Raw genomic sequence first — 13,988 nt, 5'->3', positions numbered from 1 at the left:
GCCCGGAGCTGTGGGCGGCCATGGTGATGCACGTGCCGACGGTCAACGCCACACGGACCGAGTTCACCGAGAGCGGTCCGGTCAACGTGCCGGAGTTCGGCAGCGTCACCACCGAGGAGGGCCTGCGCGACCTGCTGATCATCGACGCCTACCTGCGGGTTCGGGACGGTGTGCCGTACCCGGCGGTGCTGCTGACCACCGGCCTGCGCGACGCGCGGGTGCCGCCGTGGCAGCCGGCGAAGCTGGCCGCCCGCCTGCAGGCGGCCACGGCCTCCGGCCGGCCGGTGCTGCTGCGCGTCGAGGAGCACGGCGGTCACGGCGCCGGCTCGACCCGAGAGCAGGAACATGCACTGCTCGCCGATGTGCTGGCCTTCCTGCTGCACGCGTCCGACGGGTCATGATGAGGCCGTCTTCGGCGAGGGCCTGGCTGGCCGCGCCGAAGGCGTCGGCATCGACCTCGTGGTACGGCTCCAGGGTGTGGCGTACGGTCACGAATCGGAGGGCGAGGCCACATTTGATGTGCCGGCCGGCCGAGCACGGGCATGTCGAGCGGGCCATCGCCCACGCCGTGACCGCCGGCGGCATCCCCTTCGCCGGGCTCGTCGTGGACGACACCGGGACCGTGCTCGGCACAGGAATCAACCGGGTCCGGGAGTACCGCGAGGGCGGACATGGCCGGCTGGTCGGCGGTGTGCGGCCAGGGCTGGGGAATGATGTGCGCGGGCACCACGGCCTTGGGAGCGGGGGCGACGATGAAGTCACCCCCGCTTCCACGAGCAGCTCACGCCGACCGGCGGTCTTCTGTGACGACCTCCAGGAAGGGCGAGCGGATGGCGTTAGGCCGACTCCCTGACGGGAGGCTGGCGGGCTCTGTAGTCCTGGGCGCGGGCGGTGAGTTCTCGGAAGAACACCGGTGGTGGTGTGACCTGGCCCTCGCGCCCGATCGGGGATGGCGCCAGCGGTATGAGCAGGTCGGTTTTGGGTGCGTGCAACCACAGGGCCATCTGGTAGAGCTCGGGGATCCGCAGGAGCCGGAGGTCGAACTTGGCCAGTTGGAGCTGCGGCAGGGCTCGTGCGGCTTTGACCGCGGTCGCGGTGGCTCCGACGGATGAGCCTCTGTAGAACGTTGGCGGGAAGGTGCGCTCCGGCGTCTCGGAGATTTCGGCGCCGGCGAGCACATTGCCGCCGGACTCCAGCAGGAATCGCCAGCCCACCGGCTGCGCCGTTTCCAGGCCGCCGCCGGCCTCGATGTCTCGCACGAGAAGTGCGAACACCCGGTGTGGGGTGGACACCTCCACGTCATCCGGGGCGATCTCGCCCAGCAGTTTCGGGCCCTCTCCACTGGCTCTGGCGATTTGGCCGAGATGGGAGCGCGTTTCGTCGCGAATCCGTCCCGGCGGTTCAGGCGTGTTCAACGGCATTGCGAAGCTCCCTGAGGCTAGTTGCGCCGAGTCTTGAAGGTCCTGTTCCAGGTACCGTTCTGGCCGCCCGGGTAACCGCCGAAGAGCGTCTCCCAAGCGATCCACATGATGGGAGCGTCCTCCATGCCCGCGTATACCCCGCCCGTGTCCTCCCACGGGTCATGCACCCATACGTGCACCAGTTCACCGGTCTCCGGGCGGTAGCTGTACCCCCAGATGTTGACGATGTGGCCGGAGAGGCCGCCACCCCAGCCGATGTTCATGATGATCGGGCGTCCGGCGTCTATCTCCGCCTTGACCTCGTTCTTCGTCAACTCCGTGAGCCTTTTGACCCCTACCCACCTGCCGCCCATCCACGTCTGGTCGACGCGATGCCTGTCAGCGTCGGCGACCGGGACCTGAATCCCGGCTTGCTGCAGCGGCCCGGCATCCGGCCACCAGCCCTGGTTGCAGTCCCCGCGTAACGCGCCATCCGGGCAGCAGCCGAACGGTCGCTGGTCGGCGAGCCGGGAGTCGTCCCTGTTGAGGACTGCGGCGGCGAATCCGCACTGGGTCCAGACCCGCGCGTTGGCGTAGAAGTTCGCGACGCTGATCGTCGTCGCGTTCCAACACCAGAATGTTTGTTCCTGGTATTGAATGCTGCGCCAGTATGTCGAGCCGAGGCTCTTGATCATGACGCTTTCGTCTGGTTGTGACACGCGACGTCATCCCTTCGCTACGCCGGTTACGTCGTCGCCGTCTTGGTGTTGATGATTCAACGGCATCCTTTGGCCAGAGTTTTTACCGGGCAATCGAGAATGTAAATGGGTAGATTTGCCGGAGTGGAGCCGAGAAACTCGAACCTCTGAAACCAACCGGGAGTGCCGTCAAGGCGGCTGTCACCAGCCGTCATTTGGGTGCTGACGTGCGCAGTCAGTGACTACGGTGACGGGGTGCCAGAACCTCGGCGACCTTGGCGATGGCGTGCGTTCGTGGCGCGTTCCATACGGAACGGTGTCCAGATCCGGCCAACCTCGCATCCGTCGGGGCCGGGGCCCTTGCCGGGAGGGCGGGTGCGGCCCGATGATCAGGCGGACGAGAAGGGGCGTCGCCGGCGCGACGGTGGCGGCCGGGCTCGCCCTGGCCTCAGACCCCGCCGCCGCCGGCGACGAGTACTGGCCCAGGGGCGGTGGGGTGGCCCCGATGGGCGACGACTTCTGGCCGAAGGGAAGCGGGGTGGCCCCGATGGGAAACGAGATCTGGCCGACGGGCAGCGGGTAGCCGACTCCAGTCTTGCCGCTAAAATCCGTACTTATCCTCCCTGAAGGCCGGCAGGTCCATGGCCTACTCAGCACTGCGCCGGTTATCGCGCTGACGCCGTTCCGTCAGGCGACTCGTCTCTCTTGAGTGGGTCACCCAGCCGGCGGCCGAACCACGCGCGGGTGCGCTCGAGCATGTCGAGCTGGTGGTCGCGCTCCAGAATCGGGTGGCCTTCTCTCGGGTAGACGACGAACTCGTGCTCGACCCCGAACCACCGCAGGGCGCGATGAAAGTATGTCGCCTGGCTGAGCGGCACATTCGTGTCCTCCTCGCCATGCAGGATCAGCACCGGCGTCTGGATCTTCGAGGCGTAGGAGATCGGGCTGAGCCGGTCGTGCCGGTGCGGTCCGGGTCCCTCCCAGCCGCAACTGCCGCTGAAGCCCGCGTCCAGGGTCCCCAAATCGCCACTCGCGAGAAGCATGCCCCAGTCGCTGATGCCGGCGCCCATCAACGCGGCCTTGAACCGGTCGGTCTGCCCGACCGCCCAGGCGGCCATGAACCCACCATGGCTCCAGCCCCCGATCCCGAGCCGATCCGGATCCGCGACGCCCTCGGCGATCAGCAGGTCGATCCCGCTGAGGATGTCCGTCCATTCCTCCATGCCGACCGCGCCCGCGACGGCCGCGGCGAAATCGTGTCCGTGGCCCATACTGCCGCGCGGGTTAGGGAGGAAAACGGCATATCCCGCGGTCGCCAGCCACTGACCCGACGGGTGCGGGTTGAGCATGAACCGGTCGGGATGCCTGTCGTAGGGGCCGCCGTGCACCAGCGTGATGAGCGGGAAGGGGCCGTCCTGCCGGCTTCTGCCGACCGGCAGGATCAGCAGCCCGTCGAGGTCGAGCCCGTCGGAGGCCTGGTAGGCGAGGCGTTCCTGAGTTCCCCATCTGAACTCGCGCAGCTCCGGCCTGGTGTCGCTGAGCCGGATGAGCCGCCCGCCGGGTGGCCCGGCGTAGACATTCGCCGGCTCGTACGGCGTGCTCATCAGCATGGCGACGGCCTCGCCCGAGTGATTCACGGTGAGCGAGGTGGCCCAGCCCGTCAGTGACGCTATCCGCTGGAACCGCCGCGTATCGGGATCGAGCCGGTGGATCGCGGTGTCGAGCCCGTCGGCGAACAGCGCCAACGGCCGGCCGTCCGCGACCTGCTTCAGGTCGAACGGGCAGAGGTTCATCCCGGCGGTCAGGGAGCGATGTTCTTCGTCGAAAACAGCGTTGCCCCCGACCTCGCCAGGCAGCCCCAGATAGCACACCCGCCAGCCGTCGCCGGTGTTCCACCAGGTCGGCGAGGACGCCTCCGACGCGGTCCGGCCGAGATGCCGGACTTTACCCGTGTCCAGGTGGACGACATGCAGCTCGCAGGAGAAGCTCACCGGGTCGAGGTCCGGGGCGTTCCAGGTGAGCACGGCGAGCGGGCCGCCATCCGGGCGCTGCGCCAGCTCGGCGACGTGCCTGTCGCCGAGTCCGTCCATCACACCGAACTCGCCGGTATCGAGATCCAGCAGCCGTAACCGGCCGTGGGGCACCTGCTGTCCCCACACCTTCACGTCGTCGGGCTCGTTCTCGTCGGCGGCCACCACGGCGACCAGTCCGCCGCCGGCGAGCGGGAGGTAGGCGGAGATCCCACTCTTCCAGGTGGTCAGGGCCTCGGCCTCCCCGCCGTCGAGCGCTATCCGATGCAGCTGGGTATTGCCTCGCTTCATCCGATCGGACCCGAAGAAAAGCGACGTCGAGTCCGGTGCCCACCGAGGACCGGAGTCCTTGGCTGTGCCGGCGGTCAACTGCTTGGGCGGTGAGCTCCCATCGGCGGCCGCGATCCAGATCGCCCCACTCGGATGCTCTCCCTTCCGCCTAACCGAGGCGATCGTGTAGGCGACCCAGCGGCCGTCGGGGGAGAGCGTCGGATCCGACGGTACGGCGCCGTCCACGATCAGTTGCGATGTCAGTTCACTCATCGAGCCCGCCTCTGTCCGGCTGCCGGTCGCCATGTCCCAAACGCACCACAATGTGCCACACCTGGCTGTCAACCCGCGCCAAGGTCATCTCACCAGATGACCGGAAACGCGCTCAGCCTGCGGGTGAGCAGGTGCGGGTCGAAGGTCAACTCCTCCACCGGCGCGTCCCCGGAAACGGTCTCACAGCAGGGTTCGTTGCCGTGCCGGCTGGTGGCGGGCTGCCCGGTGGTTGGCGCGGCCGCGGCGGTCGCGGGGGTAACGGTCGCGGTTCGCTTGTCTCGGTGCTCCGGGCAGGATGAGCCGGGCCTGGCCCGGGACGGTCCGAGGTCGGGGGCCCGGAGTGCGCCCCGGTGTGTCTGCTGAACCGGGGCAACGCCGGCTGCCGCACCTCGTCGGCGGTGGACTTACGGGTGGTCGGGCCCCTGGGTGTTCCAGGCCGAGCGGAGAATATGGTTTCTCGGACACATCACCTCCGACACGCCGGTGCCGCCGGTCATGCGCCCGTGCTCGGTGACCTCGGCTATGAACGAGCAGGTGACATGCACCTGGTGCCAGTGCGTCCACGTTTGAGGCGGGCAGACCGAGCGGGCCCCCGGCTGACGACCGACCGAGAAACGCTCCACGTAGCAGGGTCCGTCGGTCCTTGAGGTGCCGGCCTCCACGGTCGCCGGCCCGAACAGTGTGAGTCCCAGGATCGGCGCGGAGAGGGCGGCCCAAAATGCCTTTCGGCCGAATGTGTGGTTCATGCGTACTCCTTCGGGTGGCCCGGCGCCCACCGGCGGCGGACGCCGGGCGGGTGGATTAGCCCTGATGATCGTTGATGCAGCTGGCCCAGCCGTTTCCGACCTTTTCGCCGGTCTCCCGCCAGGTGCTGCGGTAGTAGTTGTGGATGTTGTTGTCCGTGTGGTCGTACGTGAAGTCGATCCGGCCCTGCCGCCAGTCCCAGCTCATGTGCTTGCTGTAGTTCTTCTTGTCGCAGTCGTTGCGGAAGGGCCAGTCGGGGTCGGCGTACGCCGGCTGGCCGAGCAGCAGCATCGTGCCGGCAGCCATAACGGCGGTGGTGAGCATGCCGGCGAGTCCGCGACGTGCGTGCATGGTGGTCTCCTGTGTTCGGGTCGGCCGAAGAGGCCGACGTTTCTCTTGTTCTCCGGGTGCGGCGGGCGTGCTCGCCCGATCACTCCCGGTGGACGACAGTGAAACCATTCCGGCGGGGTGTCCAACAGGACCGCGGCCAGATTCGGCCGGACTCGGCCGGTCCCGGACACCGCACCACCAGGCCCGGACACGCTCAGCGATCGCCCCTACACTTTCTGGCACAGTTGGCGAGGCTGGACGGCCCAGTCAGGAGAGGTCAGGGGCTGAGAAACGATGAGCGGAGTCCCTCACGGCGACCAAGTCCCTCGGCCTGCGGGAGAGGTGACCGGGGGTGGCCTGGAGTCGGCGACCTGTCCCGAGGACCTGGTGAAGCTGCTGACCGAGCAGTTCGCGCGAGCCGATGTGTCACTTCGAGAGCTTCAGGCACGGGCGGACAGGGCGGGCGGAACACGGCTGCCACGCACCACCTGCGCCGACATGCTGGCCGGTCGGCGCTTCCCCAAGAAGGCGGTGATGGTGGCGTTCTTGCAAGGGTGCCGCGTCCCCGACCATCAGCTCCCGGCGTGGGAACGGGCGTGGGAGCGGGTGCGTGTCAATCAGATGCCCTCTGGGTCCGCAGAGGATCGCAGCGTCGAGTCCTCCGATGGCACGCCACTCGCTGTCCAGGTCATGGCCGCACCTGGCAACACCGGGACGGCCCGTGCCGCCGGCCGACGTTGGCGCCGATCCGCCCTGCTCGCAGCGGTGCTCGTGCCGGCAGCTGCGATGACGCTGAGCGCCATCGCTCAGAGGGCAACGCCGCAACGCGGCCCGTCCGAAGGAGTGCCTGACCACATCGTGGACCCCGCCCACATCGTCAGTGACGACGGTCGTGCGTTCCCTCGTGGAGGGTCGAGCCGGTTCACCGTGACCGTCAACCCGGCGAACGCGGGCGTACAGCTGATCCGCCGGCTGGATGTAGGCGTCGGTCTGCAACACGCCACCATCACCGTTAACGGAGCCTTGGCCGCGAAATGGCGACCGCTGCTCCAAGACAGCATCTACAAGTGGAGAAACCAGATCGTCACCCTCCCTCCGAATCTGACGATGGGACGACGTTCGCTCACCATCGTCAACACGTGCGTGTCCTCCTCGGGCTTCAACGAGTTTCTCTACACCGTGCGGCACAAGGTCAACGGCGTCTGGTCGACCGCCGACACGGTCGACATCGGCCGCCACCACACCGCGAGCGAAGCCACGCACGACTACCGCATCGTCGGGGAGGACTGGGCCGATACCCAGACCTTCGCCTACCCGCCGCGGAAGAAGGACTGGAGCGTCCAGTGAGCTCCAACGGCTGTACAGGGGGCCGGCCCGCATAAGGTCAGAACCCCCATTCGGTGAATTATGAACGGGTGTCGCCCTGGTGAGGGGCGACCTAGGAGGTCGAGACCGTCGAGCGCGCTCAGAACCCGGGCGCATCCCGTTCGGCGAGAAGTTGGTCGAGAGCAGGCTGGGATCGCCGCCGCTGTTGGTGAGAAGGACACGACGTCGAACCTAGGCCGGGCGTCACCGGCCGACATCACCCCAAGGGTGAGACGGCACCACCCGGCAGGGTGGAATCTCAGTCAGGCAGATCGCCGCGGCCCACAAGCCCGTTCTCGTACGCGTGGATCACCGCGTGCACGCGGTCGCGCAGGTCCAGTTTCTGCAGGATGGCCCGGACGTGCGACTTCACCGTATTCTCGCTCAGCACCAGTTCCGCGCGGATCTCGCCGTTGGACCTGCCGCGGGCGAGCAGGCCGAAGATCTCGACCTCGCGCGGGGTGAGGCCGTCCAGGGCCGCCGTCCTCCGCACCGGCACCTGCCGTACGAGATCGAGGATCGTCGCGGCCACCCCCGGGGCCAGCGCCGACGTCCCGGAGGCGACGTCGCACACGGCCTGGGCCAGGGCGGCGGGCCGGACGTCCTTGGTCAGGTAGCCGCTCGCGCCGGCCCGGATGGCCGCCACGACCAGTTCGTCGTCGTCGAACGTCGTCAGCATGAGCACCCGGGTCGCCGGCGCGATCCTGACGATCTCCGCCGTGGCGGCGACCCCGTCCATGCGCGGCATGCGGATGTCCATCAGCACCACGTCGAGGCGGTGCCGCCGGACGACCTCGATCGCGTCGCTGCCGTTCGCGACGTCATGGGTGACCTCGATGCGTTCGTCGGCCGACAGCACTGTACGGAGCGAGGCCCGCAGCAACTCCTGATCGTCGACGAGCATGACATGGATCCCGGTCATGCCTCCTCCTTCGTGGGGAGCCGCGCCCGCAGCGCCCACCCGTCGTCCCCGTCGTCGATCGACAGGGTGCCGCCCGCCGTACGCACACGTTCCTCGATCCCTATCAAGCCGGTCCCCTGGCTGCCGACGTCGCGAAGCGCCTTGCCGCCGTCGTCGCGCACCTCCACCATCACCTCGGCCGGGGTCCAGCGCAGGCGAACGGTCACCTCGACCGGTGGTTCGAGGTGACGCAGCGCGTTGGTGATGCCCTCCTGCACGGTCCGGACCGCCGCGACCTCGGCGCTCAGGCTCAGCGGCCGTCGCTCACCCACCTCCGCGAACGTCACCGCATGGAGCGGGCTCGCCGCCGAGGCCACGAGGTCAGGGAGGGCATCGAGCGAGATCGGGACCTCTCTGGGCCGGGAATCGGCACGCGGCGCCCCGGTGGCCGGGCCCAAGGTGGCCAGCATCGCTCGCAGACCCTGGTGGGCGTCCCGGCCGGCCTCGGCGATGTCGCCGAGTTCGCGGCTGGTCGCCGGATCCGCCGTCGTCACCGCCGCGGCCTCGATCCGCGCGACCATGACGGTGACCGTGTGGGCGATCACGTCGTGCAGGTCGCGGCGGATGCCGGCCCGCTCGTCCGCGACCGCCGCGGCCAGTCGTTCGCTCTCGGCCCGTCGGTCGGCCTCGCGCCTGCGACGTACCAGCAGGGCCGCGAGCCACACACCGCCGACCACGAGCATCAGCAGCCCGCCCTCGACCAGGCGGGTCCACCCAGGGGTGTCAGGGGGCAGCCGGGCCCACGCCACCAGCTCGGTGAGGACGATCCCGAGCGCGGCGACGGCCAGCGCAACCACCGAGGAGCTGACCGAGACCAGGCTGGTCAGCCGCCACAACGCGAGGGGGAAGCACACAGCCGAGGGGAGCATGCTCGGTGACCAACCCATGGAGGGCACCGTCACCAGGACGAGCATTGCCAGCGCGCCGATCGCGTACCCCACCCACGGCCGTCGATGGGCCACCACCGCTCCCACATGGAGCAGGACGGCAGCACCCGCCGCGGCGAAGATCTGCCACAGGTCCGTGCCGAGGTGCCGGACGCCCGCCAGGATGATCGCCGTCAGGAGAGCCAGGACCACGTGCGCCACCACCGTCGTCGCCGGCCATGTGCTCCGGTGCTGGGGGGCTGTCACGGTTGTCGCCTTCCGGTGGGCTCGTGGTGGGGAGCCGTGCCTGGCTCGACGTGCCACAGGATAGCCAGCAGCGGGCAGGTCGATTCTGGCGCCCCGCCACGGACCCGCCGGCGAAGCCCGTCGACGAGCTGCCTCATCGAACGCCGAGCGGTCGAAGCGGCCGGCGCCCCAGTGCTCGGGCAGAAAGGCATATGACAGTTCGAGGTCACCCTCGCTGGAACGAGGCGAACCCAGCCGCCCCCTCCTCGACGGCTACGGCACGTGGGAGGGCGATGGCCGAGTGGCCAGGCTCCTGCCGGTCATGCGAAGGACGGCGGTCTTCCACCGGTTGGAGTCCTGAGGGGCGGGGGACTGCCCGGCTCAGTGAAGTTGCGTAAAAAATGAAAATCATTACCATTCTTCTTAGTTCGGCCAGGTGGCTGAGGAGGCGTTCCGGGGTGTCCGCTGCTGTCTGAGGCGCGCCCGACGCCCGGCTCGGACGGCGCGTGGACCTCCGGCGCGCCGCTGCCGGCAGAGCCGTCCGGCAGCCGGCTCCACGTCGTGGCGCGGCCACGGCAGCCGCTCAGCGAGCGGCCACGGCATCCACCCTGTGAAAGGACCCTTCCCCCATGCGCTCCCTGAACCGCCGTGCCTTCCTCGGCACCACCGCCGGGCTGTCCGCCGCCCTGCTCGCCGGATGCGGCGCCGGTCCCGCGACCGGGACCGCCGCCACGGGCCGGCCACGCAGGGGAGGCCGGCTGCGCGTCGCGTTCGCCGGAGGCGGGGCCCAGGAGACCCTGGACCCGCACCTGTCCAACCTGTTCGTCGAGGCCTCGCGGTCGAAGGCGCTGTTCGACAAGCTCGCCGACTACGGCCCCGACCTGTCGGTCCAGCCCCGTCTCGCCGAACGCTGGGAGTCCGACGCCGCCCTCACCACGTGGCGGGTCACCCTCCGCCAGGCCGCCTTCCACGACGGAAGGCCCGTGCGGGCCGCCGACGTCCTGTACAGCTACGCCCGGATCGGCGACCCCGCCCGCGCCTTCCGGGCCAGGACCACCCTGGCGGTGATCGACCTGGCCCGCAGCAGGGCCGTCGACGACCGCACCGTGGAGTTCGCGCTCCGGCAGCCGTTCGCCGAGTTTCCCAACGTGCTGGCCGCCTTCGGCGTGTTCATCGTCCCCGAGGGCGCCGAGGACTTCACCCGGCCCGTCGGATCCGGCCCGTTCGCCTTCGGCTCCTTCGAGCCGGGCCGCTCCCTGCTGCTCAGGCGCAACGCCGACTACTGGGAGGGCGCGCCCTATGTCGACSAGCTGCAGTACCTGATCGCCAACGAGGAGTCGGCCCGCGTCAACGCGCTGCTCGGCGGGCAGGTCGACTACGCCCACGACATCACCGCGACCACCGCCCGGACCTACCGGGGCAACGACCGCCTGGCCGTCACGCGGCTCACCAACAGCGGCATGCAGGCCTTCGCGATGAAGCTGGACCGGCCGCCCTTCGACGATCGCGACCTGCGCGAGGCCATGTTCCTGCTGGCTGATCGGGAACAGCTGGTCGACACCGTGCTGGGCGGTGCCGGGCAGACGGGCAACGACCTGTTCGGCAGGGGGTACCAGTACTACGCCGAGGAGATACCGCAGCGCGCCCGGGACCTGGACAGGGCGGAGTGGCTGGTGCGGAAGGCCGGCGCGCAGGGGCTGCGGATACGGCTCGACACGTCCGCGGCGGCCGCCGGCTTCGTGGAGTCCGCGAGCGTCTTCGCCGACCAGATGCGGCAGGCCGGGCTCGACGTCAGGGTCGCCGTGGGCGACAAGGACACCTACTGGAAGGACGTCCTCGACAGGGGCAGCCTGTGCTGCTTCCGCTCCGGCGCGATGCCCATCGAGTCCCACTTCTCGCAGCGCCTGCTCAGCACGTCCACCACCAACATCACCAAGTGGAAGCGCCCGGAGTTCGACGCCCTCTACACCAGAGCCGTCTCGCTCGCCGACGAGAAGGCGCGCCGCGAGGTGTACGCCGAGATGCAGCGCATGCAGCACGCCGAGGGCGGCTACCTCGTCTGGGGTTTCGCCGACTGGCTCGTCGCGACCGCGCCGGGGGTGGGCGGCGTCGTCGACGCCCCGGCCAACACCCTGGACTGGGCCCGGTTCGACAAGGTCTGGCTGGCGTGAGCGGCCGGGGCGGGGCCGGTGCGAGCGGCCGGGACAGGGCCGACGTGAAGGCCCGAGGTCCGGCTCGTGTGAGCGGCGGGCCCGGCGGCCACGGCCGGGTCAGCGGGTTCAGCGGGCGCGCCGGGTACGGCGGGCCGCGCTCGGAGCCGGGGTGGCGGAGCCCGTGAGCCTGCCGAGATACGCCGTACGGCGCCTGCTGCTCGGCCTGGCGCAGATCGTGGCGGTCACGACGCTGGTGTTCGCCCTCACCGAGGCGCTGCCCGGCGATGCCGCCGTGGTGCTGGCCGGCGACGTGCCCGATCCGGAGCGGATCGAGCGGATCCGCCAGGAGCTGGGGCTCGACCGGCCCGCCCCGGTGCGCTATGCCGACTGGCTGCTCGGCCTTCTGCGCGGAGATCTCGGATCGTCGCTGACGGCCGGGCGCCCGGTCACCGGATTCCTCGCCGAAGCCGGTGGGCCGACCGTCCAGCTCGCCGCGATCACTCTGCTGCTCCTGGTTCCGCTGGCCGTCGCCGTGGGGGTCGTCGCGGCGATCCGTGAGGGCCGGCTGCTCGACCGGGCGCTCACCTCCGCGGGCATCGGCCTGTACTCGGTACCGGAGTTCGCCCTCGCCGTCGTGCTGGTCGCGCTGTTCGCGCTCCGGCTCGGCTGGTTCCCGCCCACCGCGGTGGGCGTCGGCCCGAACCTGCTCGCGCAGCCGGCCGTGCTGGTGCTCCCGCTCCTGGTCCTGCTCGCCCGGCCGATCTGCTCGATCAGCAGGCTGGTCCGGGCCGGGATGATCGACGCCCTGCGCTCCGACTACGTCCGTCACGCGCACAGGCTCGGGCTCTCCACCCGGCGGGTGAGAATGGCGCACGCCCTGCCCAACGCGGTGGCGCCGGCCGTACAGCAGCTCGCCCGGACCACGGACTGGCTGCTCAGCGGCGTGATCACCGTCGAGGCCGTGTTCGTCGTCCCCGGCCTCGGCACCGCCCTGGTGAGCGCGGTCTCCGCACGGGACATCCCGGTGATCCAGGGGCTGGCCCTGGTCTTCGCGGCCACCACCGTGGCCGTGAACCTCATCGCCGACCTCGTCGTCTTCCGTCTCGCCCCGCGTGCCGGAGGTGCGGCATGAGATCGGCGCTGAGGTGGGGGCCGGGCGCCGTGCTGCTGAGCGTGCCGCTGGTCGTGGCCCTTGCCGGCCCCTGGCTGGCGGGTGAGCCGGACCCCCGCGGTGTCCCGTACGGCTCCGGCGCCCTCCTGGGCACGGACTTCGTCGGGCGGGACGTGGGGGAGCAGGTGCTCCTCGGGGGCCGGACGGTCGTGGTGGTCGCACTGGCCGCCACCGTGCTGGCCTACCTCGCGGGCACGCCGCTGGGCGTGCTGACCGCGATGACCGGGCGCCGGTGGCTCGACGAGCTGCTGATGCGGCCGCTGGACCTGCTGCTGGCGATCCCGTCGCTGCTGCTGCTCATCCTGCTCGCGGCCGTCGCCCCGTCCGGGGCGCTCACCCTGATCGTCATCGTGGCCGTGGTCAACGTGCCGGAGGTGGCCCGGATCTCCCGGGCGGCGGCCCTGGAGATCGCCGCCAGGCCCGCGATGGAGGCGATGCGGCTGCAGGGCGAGAGCAGGTGGCGCCGGGCGGCCGGATACGTGGGCCGCTCGATGCTCCGCACGCTCCTGGCAGACCTGGGCGTCCGCGTCGTCGGCGCGCTCTACCTGGTCGCGACGGCGAGTTTCCTGGGCGTCGGCGTCCCCCCGGACGCAAGCGACTGGGCGGTCATGGTGGACCGCAACCGCACCGGCATGTTCCTCCAGCCCTGGGCGGTGCTCGTCCCGGCGCTGCTCGTCGTCACCCTGTCCGTCGGGCTGAACCTGCTCTTCGACGGAGTGCGCAGACACCGCGAGGAGGCCGCGTGATCCGCGTCGTGGGGCTGCGCGCCGAGGCCGGCGGCAGCGCGCTGGTCGACGGCGTCTCCTTCGAGCTCGCCGCCGGCCAGGTGCTCGCCCTGGTCGGGGCCTCGGGCAGCGGCAAGACCACGATCGGGCGGGCGCTGCTCGGCGAGCACGCACCCGGCGTGGCCCTGTCCGGGACGGTCGAGGTGCGCGGCCGGATCGGCTACCTGCCGCAGCACCCCGCGTCGGTGCTCAACCCGGTCCGCCGCGTCGGCGCGGTGCTGGGCGAGATCGCCCGGCGGCACGCCCCGGGCGGAGCGGCGGTGGAGCGGGTCGCGTCCGTGCTCCGCCGCGCCGGGCTGCCCGCGGGCCAGGACCTGCTCCGCCGCTACCCGCACCAGCTCTCCGGGGGCCAGCAGCAACGTCTGGTGCTCGCCCAGACCCTCCTCACCGCCCCGTCGGCCATCGTCGCGGACGAGCCCACCACCGGCCAGGACGCCATCACCAGAGGAGAGGTCGCCGGCGAGCTGAGGGGCCTCGCCCGCCAGGGCATCGCCGTGGTCCTGCTCAGCCACGACCTGGACGTGGTGCGCGCCCTCGCCGACCAGGTGGTCGTCCTGCGGGGCGGCAGGGTGACGGAGAGCGGCCGTGCCGAGGACGTGTTCACCCGGCCCGGGCACGACTACACCCGGCGGCTGCTCGCCGCCCGGCTCCCGGCGACCCCCCTTCCGGCTCCGGCGATCCCGCCCCCGCTCCCGG

Annotated in this window: 14 protein-coding genes; 7 read left to right on the top strand and 7 right to left on the bottom strand. The window is 70.5% G+C overall.

All coding sequences use genetic code 11. The features are described from left to right. Window positions 1-401, top strand: a 401-nt coding sequence (locus CA984_RS35960; protein ID WP_133061877.1) for a prolyl oligopeptidase family serine peptidase, incomplete at its 5' end; no start/stop codon positions are given. A 435-nt stretch (window positions 402-836) separates the two neighbouring features. Here the strand turns inward: CA984_RS35960 and CA984_RS35950 are convergent. Together CA984_RS35950 and CA984_RS35945 are read right to left on the bottom strand one after the other, a co-directional pair. Further along, a complete protein-coding gene (locus CA984_RS35950) occupies window positions 837-1,421 on the bottom strand; it encodes a hypothetical protein (RefSeq protein ID WP_086577867.1) in 585 nt (194 codons plus the stop codon). Between the two features lie 17 nt (window positions 1,422-1,438). Further along, the gene (locus CA984_RS35945) at window positions 1,439-2,095 is read right to left on the bottom strand and encodes a C39 family peptidase (RefSeq protein ID WP_086577866.1); all 657 of its coding nucleotides are present in this window, start codon (window positions 2,093-2,095) and stop codon (window positions 1,439-1,441) included. A 388-nt stretch (window positions 2,096-2,483) separates the two neighbouring features. On the opposite strand from CA984_RS35945, the gene CA984_RS35940 reads away from it, so the two are divergent. Beyond that, entirely contained in the window at window positions 2,484-2,681 is a 198-nt protein-coding gene (locus CA984_RS35940) for a hypothetical protein (RefSeq protein WP_086577865.1), read from the top strand. An 82-nt stretch (window positions 2,682-2,763) separates the two neighbouring features. On the opposite strand, the gene CA984_RS35935 is transcribed toward CA984_RS35940, so the two are convergent. The 3 genes from CA984_RS35935 to CA984_RS35925 form a co-directional block, all read right to left on the bottom strand. Beyond that, window positions 2,764-4,671, bottom strand: a complete 1,908-nt coding sequence (locus CA984_RS35935) for a S9 family peptidase (RefSeq protein ID WP_086577871.1) — start codon at window positions 4,669-4,671, stop codon at window positions 2,764-2,766. Between the two features lie 404 nt (window positions 4,672-5,075). Continuing rightward, a complete protein-coding gene (locus CA984_RS35930; protein ID WP_086577864.1) occupies window positions 5,076-5,417 on the bottom strand; it encodes a hypothetical protein in 342 nt (113 codons plus the stop codon). A gap of 55 nt (window positions 5,418-5,472) precedes the next feature. Next, window positions 5,473-5,766 (bottom strand): hypothetical protein, encoded by a 294-nt coding sequence (locus tag CA984_RS35925; protein ID WP_133061876.1) that lies wholly within the window; start codon window positions 5,764-5,766, stop codon window positions 5,473-5,475. A gap of 366 nt (window positions 5,767-6,132) precedes the next feature. Here CA984_RS35925 and CA984_RS45665 point away from each other — a divergent pair, with 366 nt between their 5' ends. Beyond that, entirely contained in the window at window positions 6,133-7,092 is a 960-nt protein-coding gene (locus tag CA984_RS45665) for a hypothetical protein (protein WP_133061875.1), read from the top strand. A gap of 277 nt (window positions 7,093-7,369) precedes the next feature. Here the strand turns inward: CA984_RS45665 and CA984_RS35915 are convergent, their stop codons facing one another. Beyond that, window positions 7,370-8,032 carry a response regulator gene (locus CA984_RS35915; RefSeq protein ID WP_086577861.1) on the bottom strand — a complete coding sequence of 221 codons (663 nt, stop codon included), beginning with the start codon at window positions 8,030-8,032 and terminating at the stop codon, window positions 7,370-7,372. Then, on the bottom strand, window positions 8,029-9,204 hold the full coding sequence (locus CA984_RS35910) for a sensor histidine kinase (RefSeq protein WP_086577860.1): 1,176 nt from the start codon (window positions 9,202-9,204) through the stop codon (window positions 8,029-8,031). The genes CA984_RS35915 and CA984_RS35910 overlap by 4 nt, the downstream gene beginning before the upstream one ends. A 608-nt stretch (window positions 9,205-9,812) precedes the next feature. Between CA984_RS35910 and CA984_RS35905 the strand changes: the two genes are divergently transcribed. From CA984_RS35905 to CA984_RS35890, 4 genes are all read left to right on the top strand, one after another. Then, window positions 9,813-11,354 carry an ABC transporter substrate-binding protein gene (locus CA984_RS35905; RefSeq protein WP_086577859.1) on the top strand — a complete coding sequence of 514 codons (1,542 nt, stop codon included), beginning with the start codon at window positions 9,813-9,815 and terminating at the stop codon, window positions 11,352-11,354. A 163-nt stretch (window positions 11,355-11,517) separates the two neighbouring features. Further along, window positions 11,518-12,468 carry an ABC transporter permease gene (locus CA984_RS35900; RefSeq protein WP_086577870.1) on the top strand — a complete coding sequence of 317 codons (951 nt, stop codon included), beginning with the start codon at window positions 11,518-11,520 and terminating at the stop codon, window positions 12,466-12,468. Continuing rightward, window positions 12,465-13,253, top strand: a complete 789-nt coding sequence (locus CA984_RS35895) for an ABC transporter permease (RefSeq protein WP_086577858.1) — start codon at window positions 12,465-12,467, stop codon at window positions 13,251-13,253. Before CA984_RS35900 ends, CA984_RS35895 begins: the two co-directional genes overlap by 4 nt. Further along, window positions 13,250-13,988, top strand: a 739-nt coding sequence (locus tag CA984_RS35890) for an ATP-binding cassette domain-containing protein (protein ID WP_133061874.1), incomplete at its 3' end; no start/stop codon positions are given. The genes CA984_RS35895 and CA984_RS35890, both read left to right, overlap by 4 nt.

Source organism: Streptosporangium minutum (assembly GCF_002149035.1).
Classification (GTDB): domain Bacteria; phylum Actinomycetota; class Actinomycetes; order Streptosporangiales; family Streptosporangiaceae; genus Streptosporangium; species Streptosporangium minutum.
This window is presented reverse-complemented; position numbering and strand designations above follow the sequence as displayed.

Bases quoted from the DNA above. Each gene is read 5' to 3' on its own strand.
- CA984_RS35950 (WP_086577867.1), bottom strand. From the start codon at position 1,421: ATGCCGTTGAACACGCCTGAACCGCCGGGACGGATTCGCGACGAAACG.
- CA984_RS35945 (WP_086577866.1), bottom strand. From the start codon at position 2,095: ATGATCAAGAGCCTCGGCTCGACATACTGGCGCAGCATTCAATACCAG.
- CA984_RS35940 (WP_086577865.1), top strand. From the start codon at position 2,484: ATGATCAGGCGGACGAGAAGGGGCGTCGCCGGCGCGACGGTGGCGGCC.
- CA984_RS35935 (WP_086577871.1), bottom strand. From the start codon at position 4,671: ATGAGTGAACTGACATCGCAACTGATCGTGGACGGCGCCGTACCGTCG.
- CA984_RS35930 (WP_086577864.1), bottom strand. From the start codon at position 5,417: ATGAACCACACATTCGGCCGAAAGGCATTTTGGGCCGCCCTCTCCGCG.
- CA984_RS35925 (WP_133061876.1), bottom strand. From the start codon at position 5,766: ATGCACGCACGTCGCGGACTCGCCGGCATGCTCACCACCGCCGTTATG.
- CA984_RS35915 (WP_086577861.1), bottom strand. From the start codon at position 8,032: ATGACCGGGATCCATGTCATGCTCGTCGACGATCAGGAGTTGCTGCGG.
- CA984_RS35895 (WP_086577858.1), top strand. From the start codon at position 12,465: ATGAGATCGGCGCTGAGGTGGGGGCCGGGCGCCGTGCTGCTGAGCGTG.